The following is a 10824-nucleotide window of genomic DNA, read 5'->3' on the forward strand; positions in this document are numbered from 1 at the left end:
AAGGGGATCTATGCTGTCGGAGATATTACCTCCTTCGATGGCAAAGTGAAGCTCATAGCCACCGGATTTGGCGAAGCACCGACGGCTGTAAGTAACGCTAAAGCTTATATGGACCCGAAATCCCGGCTTCAGCCTGGCCATAGTACGCATATGTTTTAGCATCCGCATTTAAATAAAATGAAAATATGAGAAAAAGGAGCGTTATCATTTGCGTTTACAAATGTACATTGATGGCAAATGGGTCGATGCTGGCGCCGGTGGAAAACGTGCCATTATTAACCCCTATAATCAAGAGACTATCGCGACAGTCGCGGAAGGTAATAAAGAAGATGCTTTGCAGGCCGTAGCTTCGGCCCGGAAAGCATTTGATGAAGGGGCTTGGACGAAAAAGCCGGCGAATGAACGCGGGGAGATTGTACATGAAATTGGGAGATTGATTCGTGCGTCACGTGAAGAACTCGCAGAGTTGGAAACATTGGACACCGGAAAAACGTACAGTGAAAGTCTCGATGATATGGATGATATCGCCAATGTCTTTATTTATTTTGCTGGCCTAGCGGATAAAGAGGGCGGTGAAATGATCGATAGCCCGATTCCGGGGTCAACAAGTAAGGTTATTCGTGAGCCTGTCGGTGTCTGTGGACTTATTACTCCGTGGAACTATCCGTTACTGCAAGCAGCTTGGAAATTAGCGCCGGCACTGGTAGCAGGGAACACATTAGTCATGAAGCCGAGCGAGATCACGCCACTTACGACAGTGAAAGTGTTCGAACTGTTTGAGCAAGCAGGTGTGCCTGCCGGTGTGGCGAACCTCGTACTCGGTCCCGGTAAGAGTGTAGGCGCGCATCTATCCGATAGCATGGATGTGGATTTGATATCCTTCACCGGTGGCGTCGAAACCGGGAAAAAAATCATGCAAGCAGCCAGTACGAATGTGAAAAAGATCGCTTTGGAACTAGGGGGCAAAAATCCAAACATTGTTTTTGCCGATGCTGACTTTGAGACAGCTGTTGACCAGGCACTAAATGCCGTTTTCTTCCACGCCGGTCAAGTCTGCTCGGCGGGTGCTCGTCTTCTTGTCGAAAGGCCCATCCATGACGCATTCGTCAATGCCCTTGTAAAGCGGGCTAAAAATATAAAACTTGGCAACGGTTTTGAGGAAGATACACAATCTGGGCCGCTCATCTCTGCCGAGCACCGAGATAAAGTAGAAACATACGTAAAGATTGGACAAGAAGAAGGGGCGACGCTTGCACTTGGTGGACGAAGACCGGAAGATGCTGATCTGCAGCAAGGGTTCTTTTATCTACCAACGATTTTTACCAATTGTACAGCAGAGATGCGCATCGTCCAGGAAGAAGTATTCGGACCGGTTCTTACCATTGAAACATTTAATTCAGAAGAAGATGCCATTGCTAAAGCGAATCACACCATCTATGGTTTAGCGGGCGCGACTTTTACGGAAGACATTGCCAAAGCTGAACGCGTTGCCGGTCAACTTCGCTTAGGTACCGTCTGGATTAATGATTTCCATCCTTACTTTGCGCAAGCCCCTTGGGGGGGTTATAAGCAATCGGGAATTGGGCGTGAACTTGGACGTGCCGGACTTGAAGAATATACAGAAACGAAGCATGTGTTCAGAAACACTACCCCCGTGCCATTGCATTGGTTTAAATAAAAAGGGTGATGAAACAACAGCATGAACATGGAAGTGAATCCATGTTAGAGGCCATATATTTGAAGTGCCAACGGCAATTAAACGTCATTTTATTGTGGTAAAACCCGTCGAGATTTATTCCGTTAAAAGTCGTAAAATCCACGGCTTTAAGTCTACGATACGCATGAGGGAAATAATGAGATTTATACAGCGAGCAATAAACAGCGTTCACGAGCGCCCCAAGCCGATGATCGGGATAAGTTGATCAAAGAAAGACGGGAATAATGAACGTGCTGAAACACCGACACTTACAACGTGCTGGTGTTTTTAAATGAGCATGTTTTTTTATTTACAGGGATCACATACTCGTTTACAATTTTATTAAAGCTGTAAAATAATTGTCATATAAGGGGTAAATATGTGCGGTTTTGTCGGACAAATTATGAATTTATCGAGTTATTCTGATAGTGCCAATTGGGGAAAAGAGATCTATCATCGTGGTCCCGATGATCAAGGCACCTATGTTGATGAATATATTCAGTTAGGTTTTCGCCGGTTAAGCATTCTGGACGTTGAATATGGCCAGCAACCGATGAGCGACCCAAGCGGTCGTTATCATTTGGTTTTTAATGGAGAAATTTATAACTTCATCGAGTTGAGAAAAGAACTTGAAGAGTCAGGTTTAACTTTTAATACCGGTTCTGATACTGAGGTGCTTCTTGCTCTCTATGCGACGGAAAAAGAAGCTGCGATACATAAATTGCGCGGAATGTTTGCATTTGTCATTTGGGACAAGGAGGAAAAAAGGTTATTTGCAGCACGGGATGCATTCGGCATTAAACCCTTCTACTACAATGAAACGGAAGAAGGACTGGGCTTTGCTTCGGAAGAAAAAAGTCTGTTTCAACCGGGAACAAGTACCCTTTCCCCTCAAGCATTACAAAATTATTTAACGTTTCAGTACGTCCCGGGAGAACGGTGTTTACTGGATGAAATGGAACAGTTAAAGCCCGGTCATTACATGATTAAGGAGCCGGGAAAATCCCCGGCGATTCATCAATATCAGCAACTGCGTTTTCAGCCGGATGGAAGCAAAACGCTCGCGTCATCCGTGAAACAAACGAGGGACGTTTTAGAGGATTCAGTGCAAAAACATATGCGAAGTGACGTTCCCGTCGGCGCCTTTTTATCCGGCGGGATTGATTCCACCAGTATCGTCGCGTTAGCCAAGAAGCATAATCCGGATTTGACCACCTTCACCGTAGGTTTTGAACGTGAAGGTTACAGCGAGATCGACTTGGCACAGGAAACCGCCGATCAATTGGGTGTCAAAAACATCCAGAAAGTGATAACGCCGGAAGAATTGATCCAGGAACTTCCCAATATTATCTGGCATATGGATGAGCCTGTCGCTGATCCTGCAGCTATACCGAACTATTTCGTCGCCAAAGAAGCAAGAAAACATGTCAAAGTAGTACTGTCCGGCGAAGGGGCAGATGAACTATTTGGCGGGTACAATATTTACAGGGAGCCCTTGGCGTTAAAAGGATTTGACTACATGCCGACCTTCTTGAAACGAGGGCTCAATCAGCTTGCCCAAGTATTTCCGGAAGGCATGAAAGGAAGGAGTTTTTTGCTTCGGGGCACGACCCCGTTGTCCGAGCGTTACGTCGGGAATGCGAAGATATTTGACGAGTCGGAGAAGAAGAAGATAATGATGCATCATAATAAAGCTAATGGGTTTACACAGCTGACGGAACGCTTTTACCAGGAAGCTGCTTCCTACGATCCAAGCACCCAAATGCAATATATTGACCTCCATACTTGGCTTCAGGGAGATATTTTGACGGTAGCCGACCGTATGACAATGGCTCATTCCCTGGAATTGCGTGTCCCTTTTTTGGATAAAGAAGTTTTCCGGGTAGCAAGTACCCTTCCCTCGCATGTAAAAATTGCCAGGGGAACCACCAAATATGTGCTCAGACAAGCTGTGAAAGATTTGCTGCCGGAGGTGGTCATAAATCGAAAAAAACTTGGTTTTCCCGTTCCTATCCGCCATTGGCTAAGAGACGAGCTTTATGACTGGGCAAGGCAAGTCATTCAAAACAGTCCTGTTGACCACTTGTTTAACAAACAAGAGATATGGAAACTTCTCGCACAACACGTTAGACAGGAACACGATCATAGCCGTAAACTTTGGACGATTCTTGTCTTTATGGTTTGGCACGATATTTATATGGAGCCCTCTCATGTCGTCGATGATGAAGAAGCATATAAAACGAACCTCCTTCAGAATCATGAGAAGCACCTGGAGAATGTTCCCGTTTAGGATAAACTGGGCGGGCGGCCAGTTTATTCTCTTTTATGTACCAATCAAAATGACAGGCAGGAGTTCCTTTCGATCGATCGGATGATTTAATGTTTACAAAAACGGTGATCAATGATAATCTTAATTTTGTCGGAAAAAAAGTACCCAAGCCTTTAGCGCCCGTAGCTCAATTGGATAGAGCATCTGACTTCGGATCAGAGGGCTAGGGGTTCGAGTCCTCTCGGGCGCGCCATTTACTAGAGGTTGGAAGTGAGAGGTTAGAAATTGGAGACGGGAAGTAGCTCAGCTTGGCAGAGCGCTTCGTTCGGGACGAAGAGGTCGCAGGTTCAAATCCTGTCTTCCCGACCATTGGTATGAAACGCGGGTGTAGTTTAATGGTAAAACTTCAGCCTTCCAAGCTGATAACGTGGGTTCGATTCCCATCACCCGCTCCATGTAATGGGCCTGTAGCTCAGTAGGTGAGAGCGCACGCCTGATAAGCGTGAGGTCGGTGGTTCGAGTCCACTCAGGCCCACCATTACATATAAAGAGAGATGTAATCGATTGCATTAGTGGACGAACATCGGTAAAATATAGTAAAACCTGTAAATTTTCCTAAAATTATTTTTACTACAACACCGATGGAAAATTAAGGGGATATACATAAGGGGGGAGAGTGGATGTCAAGACGCGTGTTGTCGACCTTTTTCCTGTCGTCAATGCTGGCCATGCTTGTGGCTTGTGCGGATGATAGTGATGTTGAAGAGTCGGAGGGTGATGATGGCGAAGCTGACGAGGAAGAGACTGAGGAAAGCGCAGATGCAGACGAGGAAGCTGAAGAGGGAGGCGATTTTCATTTAGCGAGAGGGGAAGATGCTACGTCTCTGGATCCGCATTTGTATACGGATATTGCTTCAATGTCTGTGGCTTTTAATTTTTATGAGACGCTTGTGGAAAGAGACGAAAATATGGAGATTCAACCTTTGCTCGCGGAAGATTATGAGCAAATTGATGAAAATACCTGGGAATTTAACCTCCGCGAAGATGTAGAGTTCCACGATGGTGAACCATTTAATGCCGAAGCGGTGGAGGTCAATCTGGAACGTTTATTTGATGAGGACATCGCGGCTCCGCGAGCGGACTATCTGGAAGCTATTTCAGATGTAGAAGCCATTGATGAGTATACGGTTGAAATCACAACTGATGAACCGTTCGCGCCTCTTCTCGGCCATTTAGCCCATAATGTAGGCAGCATGATCAGCCCTGCTGCTATCGAGGCGGACGCGAACGATGACCATAACCTGGAAATCGAGCCTGTCGGCACCGGTCCGTTCGAGTTTGCAGAGTGGGAGCAGGGAGATGAAATCGTCCTCGAGAGAAACGATGACTACTGGGGAGACAATGCTTATCTTGACAGCGTAACATTTGAAGTCGTGCCGGAGATTTCAACACGGCTAAGCATGCTGGAAAATAATGAAACTGACGCGGTGGAAACCGTCGAACCGGCAAACGCGCCGAGAGTAGAGGGGATGGACAATGCCGAATTATTTGCCTCTGACTCTTTTCTCATGATGTATCTCGGTATGCAAACGGAAAATGAGCCTCTGGACGATCCGGATGTAAGACGGGCCATCACGTTAGCGATCGATAATGACACGATTATCGACGGTATTTATGAAGGGTATGCCGAGCCGGCGAATGGCCCGATTAATGATCTCGTTTTCGGTCATGATCCGGATGCGGAGCCGACCCCTTATGATCCGGAAGAAGCGGAACAATTATTGGCTGATGCCGGATACGAAGACGGCGTGACGATCGAATTGCAAACGAGCGATACGAATGAGGTTAGTATTCAGATTTCCGAGGTTATCCAGGATATGCTGGGCGATGTTGGCATAGATGTTGAACTGGAGCAGATGGAATGGGGAGCTTACATGGATTATCTGGAGGAAGGTGAACAGGGCATGTACATTATGAGCTGGTCAGCGATCACCGTCGATGCCGATGCTACCATGATGTCACTCTTTCACAGCGATAGCCATGGAGCCGCCGGGAACCGAATGTTCTACGAAAATGAAGAAATGGATCAAGTGCTTGAAGAAGCAAGAGCAGAGATAGATGAAGATGAGCGAGAGCAACTCTATCACGATGCGTACGACATTCTTTCCGAAGATACGCCGATGCATTATATCGCGTTTCAACAGCAGATTGAAGCGGTCGGCGATCACGTAGAAGGATTTGACCGCTGGGCCAATTCACGTTATATCTTCGAAGATGTATACTTTACGGAAGAAACAGATAGCGGCGGATATTAATTTCCCGCGCATTATGGTAGGATGAAAAGCTTTAGAGGCAGCGGGGGAAAAAATAATTTTTTTCCCGCTGCCTCTTGTATGCATTTGTCGGGTGTGTTATATTATTAAAGGTGACGCTGAAAGGCGTCATGTACAAAATCTGGTGGCGATAGCGGAGAGGTCACACCCGTTCCCATGCCGAACACGGAAGTTAAGCTCTTCAGCGCCGATGGTATTTGGGCGGGGACGCCCTGATAGAGTAGGACGTCGCCAGGTTTATATATCGCGGGGTGGAGCAGTCAGGTAGCTCGTCGGGCTCATAACCCGGAGGCCGAAGGTTCGAATCCTTCCCCCGCAACCACTATTGTTTACGAAGTAAACATCAGTAGTGCTCTGGAGTGCAACCACCAATATACATTTTCGAGAAAACAAACCGCAGTGTTTGTTATTTTTTTGTCTCAAATGGAGTTCGCTGTGATATATTGATCGAACAACATAAGATCCAATTATGATAAGCTAGGACCATCACGTTACGCCAAAAGGGAGAACCATCATGAACGAGTTTGACCTCATCCGTAAAATTGACCAGCTCACGGCGGACAGCTCCGATGTCAAAATTGGGATCGGCGATGATGCAGCAGTCGTGCCGAATTTTAAAAATAAAGATGTGATCACCACTGTCGATACGCTTTGTGAAGGTATTCATTTTAAGCGTTCAACGTTACGTCTGTATGATATAGGATATAAAGCGTTAGCCGTTAATTTGAGTGATATCGCTGCGATGGGCGGGAAGCCTCGGTATTATCTCGTTTCGTTGGCGATCTCCTCTGATTGGGAGCAAGATGAACTGTTAGACATATACAGAGGGATGAATGACCTGGCTAATCACTATAATGTGATTTTAATCGGCGGGGATAGCGTGACATCGAAAAGTGGGCTCACCATCTCGATCACCGTACTAGGAGAGATAGAAACAGACCATTCACTTCTCAGAAGCAGTGCCAGAGAAGGAGATGTCGCCTTCGTTTCAGGCATTTTGGGAGAATCGCGGGCAGGTTTGGAGATTTTGTTAGAGCAGGATTTTAATGAAAGAAATAGGCTTACAATGGCCCATCAGCGCCCGGAGCCGCAAGTGATACTCGGACAGCTATTAAAGGATAGTGGATATCGCGTCTCTCTCAACGACATTAGCGACGGCCTATCCTCGGAAGTTTGGGAATTGGCGGAAGCGAGTCATGTATCTTTTTGTCTCAAAGAGGATAAAATTCCCATTAGCAAGGAAGCTGAAAAACTTTTCGGAAAACAAAAAGCCCTCGATTTTGCCTTGAACGGCGGTGAAGATTTTCAACTCGTGGGAACGGTCGAGAAATCAAAGTGGCCAGATATTGAAGCGGCTGCAAAAGAAAAAGGTCTTTCACTTACAGCTATCGGTACGGTCGAAGGAGGCTCGCCGTCAGTATTCATGCGACGGCAAAACGGTGAGAGAATTCCACTTAAGCAGGGCGGATATCGCCATCAATGAGGTGACACACATGTCTCAATATCAATTGCTGAGTCATTCTACAGAAGATACAGTCGACATTGGTGAACGTCTCGGTCAAAGCGCAGCGTCCGGTGATCTGTTTGCTCTGGATGGCGATCTCGGTGCAGGGAAGACGCATTTTAGCAAAGGACTTGCTAAAGGACTGGGTGTCAAGGAAATGGTGAATAGCCCGACGTTCACGATTTTGAAGGTGTACAATGGCCGTTTGCATTTTTATCATATAGATGCGTATCGTCTTGGTGAAGAAGATGTGGGGTTGGACGAATATATTGAAGGTGACGGAGTAACGGTTGTAGAATGGGCAAACAATATGGAACTGCCGGAGCAGCGGGTAAATATAACTTTCAAGCGTATCGACGAGCACGTGCGTGCGTTGTATGTTGACACGAAAGAACGTCGTTATGAGCAAATTTTCAAGGAGTTAACTGCACAATGATTTTGGCCATGGATACATCAACTTACGTTTTGGGTGTTGCATTAGGCGATAAAGAAGCCGTGAAAGCGGAATGGACGACGTATGAAAAGAAAAATCACTCATTAAGATTAATGCCTGGCATCGATCATGTTATGAAGAGTATCAACGTTGAACCTTCCGATTTATCGGGCATTGCTGTTACCACCGGGCCCGGTTCTTATACCGGCGTACGTATCGGCGTGTCTACGGCGAAAGCGATGGCAAGCGCGCTCCAAATCCCTATCTATGACGTTTCATCACTGGAAGCGCTCGCCAGCAATCGTCGGTTTGGCAATGGTCTTGTGTGCTCGTTTATTGATGCCCGCCGAGGGCAGGTGTACGCTGGTGTTTACGAAGCACGAGAAGGTGATCTGCAAGCAGTGTTTCAAGAGAAGCTGTGGCTGCTGGATGATTTATTGGCAGAATTAGCATCGAGGTCATTACCGGTTTATTTTTTAAGTTTGGATGTTGATCTTCATCGCGACAACATTCAACAAGCATTGGGATCAAAAGCGTCGTTTGGGGGAGCGACCGATAGTAGAATCAAACCCGCCGAGATTCTTCGGATCGCTTTGGATAAGCCTCCCGTTTCCAATGTTCATGCCCTTGTTCCCCGCTATTTGCAACTGGCAGAGGCCGAGAAGAATTGGCGAAAGGTGCAGGGAGATCATGAGTGAACAGTATAACATTCGTCCCATGATGATTAGCGACATTGAACAGGTGTTGGACGTTGAAAAAGAATCCTTTCGAATGCCCTGGATACGGCAAGCCTTTATCAATGAATTGGTGAAAAATTCTTTTGCCCATTACTTGGTTGCCAGCGATCAACAGAGAATCATCGGTTATTGTGGGGTTTGGATTGCGGTGGACGAGGCCCATATTACGAATATCGCCGTTTTATCCGCTTATAGAAATCAAGGCGTGGGGCGATCATTGTTAAAAGCAATCATCGCACAGGCGCTTAATTTTGGCGTTAAGACTTTGACCCTGGAGGTGCGCGAGAGTAATAGCATCGCGCAGCATTTTTATAGTGTGTTCGGATTTCAAAAAACCGGTGTCAAAAAAGGATATTATACGGATAATAGTGAAGATGCGTGGATTATGAGTTTGACTTTTTAAGCAGATAAGAAACCATCATGGCGGCTGAGCATACCGCCACCATCTATCATGAAAACAACTGATTTAGCGCAAAAAGTATAATCGTGACATATGTTGGTTATACTGATTGGTTTGCGCTGCTCCAATAATGGTTGTTTTCATACAAAAGTTATACTTTCTTATCCTGCATAAGTGCAACTAAGGCTTTCGCCAGGCTTGGCGATAAGCCAAGTTTTCTTTAAAGGAATGAGTAAAGATGCCCCGGATATTGGCTATAGAAACGAGCTGTGATGAAACCGCCGTGGCGATCGTCGAAGACGGTAAAAACATCATCTCTAATATCGTCGCCTCACAAATGGAGATTCATCAACGTTTTGGAGGGGTTGTCCCGGAAGTGGCTTCCAGACATCATGTGGAAAATATGACCATGGTCGTTGAAGAAGCTATGTCAGCGGCCAAGATGAGCTATAAAGATTTGGACGCGATTGCCGTTACCGAGGGACCGGGACTTGTCGGAGCGTTGCTCGTTGGGGTGAATACGGCAAAAGGGCTTGCCTATGCTCATGATCTCCCGTTACTTCCGGTCCATCATATTGGCGGACATATTCATGCAGCTCAACTTGTTGCTGAGGTAGAGTATCCAACCCTTGCGCTCGTCGTCTCCGGCGGGCACACCTCTCTCATTTATATGCCGAAAGAAGGTGTCTATGAAGGGGTCGGGGAAACGAGAGATGACGCGGTCGGAGAAGCTTATGACAAAGTGGCGCGAACGATTGGGCTTTCTTATCCCGGTGGCCCGGAGATCGATCGGCTCGCCGCGAAAGGGGAGGTGACGATTGATTTTCCGCGGGCGTGGTTGGAGGACGGCTCCTATGATTTTAGTTTCAGCGGTTTAAAATCAGCGGTATTGAATTATATCCATAATGCAAAGCAGCGGGGCGAAGAAGTTGTCCCGGAAAACGTGGCCGCTAGTTTTCAGGCCAGTGTGACGGATGTTTTGGTGGAACGCTCGCGCCGGGCAGCTTCCGAATATGACGTGAAACAATTCCTCGTCACCGGTGGAGTTGCTGCTAATAGGGAGCTTAGGTCATCGATGGAGAGTGAGTTCCCGGCTGAAGGAAACGTTGAATTGGTTATCCCCCCCCTTTCGTTATGCACGGACAATGCTGCAATGATTGGTGCTGCGGCGCAGATTGCCTGGAAGAAAGGACTGCGAGCCGGTTATGATTTAAACGGCGAGCCCGGGTTATTGCTGGGGTGATGTTTGGGGTGGGTTCGGCTCGGTTCGCCCCGCCCCGCATCCGATTAAAGCTGTTACCCGATCCTGGGCGCCATAATTAGGCCGATCCTTGCTGACAAGGTGTTAGTCTCGGGGTGGGACCGCGCTTCTTGTCCCTCTGGGAGTGTTACGCTCGGTCTTTGGGGTATGGGACCGCGCTTCTTGTCCCTCTGGGAGTGTTACGCTCGGTC

8 protein-coding genes, 5 tRNA genes, 1 rRNA gene and 1 pseudogene are annotated in these 10824 nt (G+C 47.0%); all 15 read left to right on the plus strand.

Annotated features, from left to right (window positions below; translation table 11 throughout):
- Positions 1–159, plus strand: a pseudogene (locus BLS58_RS18105) (ferredoxin--NADP(+) reductase); the annotation flags it as partial.
- A gap of 49 nt (positions 160–208) precedes the next feature.
- On the plus strand, positions 209–1678 hold the full coding sequence (betB, locus tag BLS58_RS16705) for a betaine-aldehyde dehydrogenase (protein ID WP_090400237.1): 1470 nt from the start codon (positions 209–211) through the stop codon (positions 1676–1678).
- A gap of 397 nt (positions 1679–2075) precedes the next feature.
- Positions 2076–3986 (plus strand): asparagine synthase (glutamine-hydrolyzing), encoded by a 1911-nt coding sequence (gene asnB, locus BLS58_RS16710; protein ID WP_090400238.1) that lies wholly within the window; start codon positions 2076–2078, stop codon positions 3984–3986.
- Between the two features lie 155 nt (positions 3987–4141).
- Positions 4142–4218: transfer RNA gene (locus tag BLS58_RS16715), tRNA-Arg, on the plus strand.
- 39 nt (positions 4219–4257) lie between these two features.
- Positions 4258–4334, plus strand: a tRNA-Pro gene (locus BLS58_RS16720).
- 12 nt (positions 4335–4346) lie between these two features.
- A tRNA-Gly gene (locus BLS58_RS16725) sits at positions 4347–4420 on the plus strand.
- Positions 4421–4426: 6 nt separating this feature from the next.
- Positions 4427–4503, plus strand: a tRNA-Ile gene (locus BLS58_RS16730).
- Positions 4504–4645: 142 nt separating this feature from the next.
- Entirely contained in the window at positions 4646–6280 is a 1635-nt protein-coding gene (locus BLS58_RS16735; RefSeq protein WP_090400240.1) for a glutathione ABC transporter substrate-binding protein, read from the plus strand.
- Positions 6281–6418: 138 nt separating this feature from the next.
- Positions 6419–6535: ribosomal RNA gene (rrf, locus tag BLS58_RS16740) — 5S ribosomal RNA — on the plus strand.
- An 8-nt stretch (positions 6536–6543) separates the two neighbouring features.
- Positions 6544–6620 (plus strand) — tRNA-Met (locus BLS58_RS16745).
- A gap of 192 nt (positions 6621–6812) precedes the next feature.
- Positions 6813–7781: a thiamine-phosphate kinase gene (thiL, locus tag BLS58_RS16750; protein ID WP_090400241.1), complete on the plus strand. Its 969-nt coding sequence runs from the start codon at positions 6813–6815 to the stop codon at positions 7779–7781.
- 10 nt (positions 7782–7791) lie between these two features.
- On the plus strand, positions 7792–8238 hold the full coding sequence (tsaE, locus tag BLS58_RS16755; RefSeq protein ID WP_090400243.1) for a tRNA (adenosine(37)-N6)-threonylcarbamoyltransferase complex ATPase subunit type 1 TsaE: 447 nt from the start codon (positions 7792–7794) through the stop codon (positions 8236–8238).
- On the plus strand, positions 8235–8933 hold the full coding sequence (tsaB, locus tag BLS58_RS16760) for a tRNA (adenosine(37)-N6)-threonylcarbamoyltransferase complex dimerization subunit type 1 TsaB (protein WP_090400245.1): 699 nt from the start codon (positions 8235–8237) through the stop codon (positions 8931–8933). Before tsaE ends, tsaB begins: the two co-directional genes overlap by 4 nt.
- Positions 8926–9375, plus strand: coding sequence for a ribosomal protein S18-alanine N-acetyltransferase (gene rimI / locus BLS58_RS16765; protein WP_090400246.1), 450 nt, complete (start codon positions 8926–8928; stop codon positions 9373–9375). The genes tsaB and rimI overlap by 8 nt, the downstream gene beginning before the upstream one ends.
- Positions 9376–9610: 235 nt before the next feature.
- Entirely contained in the window at positions 9611–10615 is a 1005-nt protein-coding gene (gene tsaD / locus BLS58_RS16770) for a tRNA (adenosine(37)-N6)-threonylcarbamoyltransferase complex transferase subunit TsaD (RefSeq protein WP_090400248.1), read from the plus strand.
- Positions 10616–10824: the final 209 nt, after the last annotated feature.

This window comes from Natribacillus halophilus (assembly GCF_900100185.1).
GTDB classification, from domain to species: Bacteria; Bacillota; Bacilli; order Bacillales; family Marinococcaceae; genus Natribacillus; species Natribacillus halophilus.

Bases quoted from the DNA above. Each gene is read 5' to 3' on its own strand.
- rimI (WP_090400246.1), top strand. From the start codon at position 8,926: ATGAGTGAACAGTATAACATTCGTCCCATGATGATTAGCGACATTGAA.
- BLS58_RS16735 (WP_090400240.1), top strand. From the start codon at position 4,646: ATGTCAAGACGCGTGTTGTCGACCTTTTTCCTGTCGTCAATGCTGGCC.
- asnB (WP_090400238.1), top strand. From the start codon at position 2,076: ATGTGCGGTTTTGTCGGACAAATTATGAATTTATCGAGTTATTCTGAT.
- thiL (WP_090400241.1), top strand. From the start codon at position 6,813: ATGAACGAGTTTGACCTCATCCGTAAAATTGACCAGCTCACGGCGGAC.
- tsaB (WP_090400245.1), top strand. From the start codon at position 8,235: ATGATTTTGGCCATGGATACATCAACTTACGTTTTGGGTGTTGCATTA.
- tsaE (WP_090400243.1), top strand. From the start codon at position 7,792: ATGTCTCAATATCAATTGCTGAGTCATTCTACAGAAGATACAGTCGAC.
- tsaD (WP_090400248.1), top strand. From the start codon at position 9,611: ATGCCCCGGATATTGGCTATAGAAACGAGCTGTGATGAAACCGCCGTG.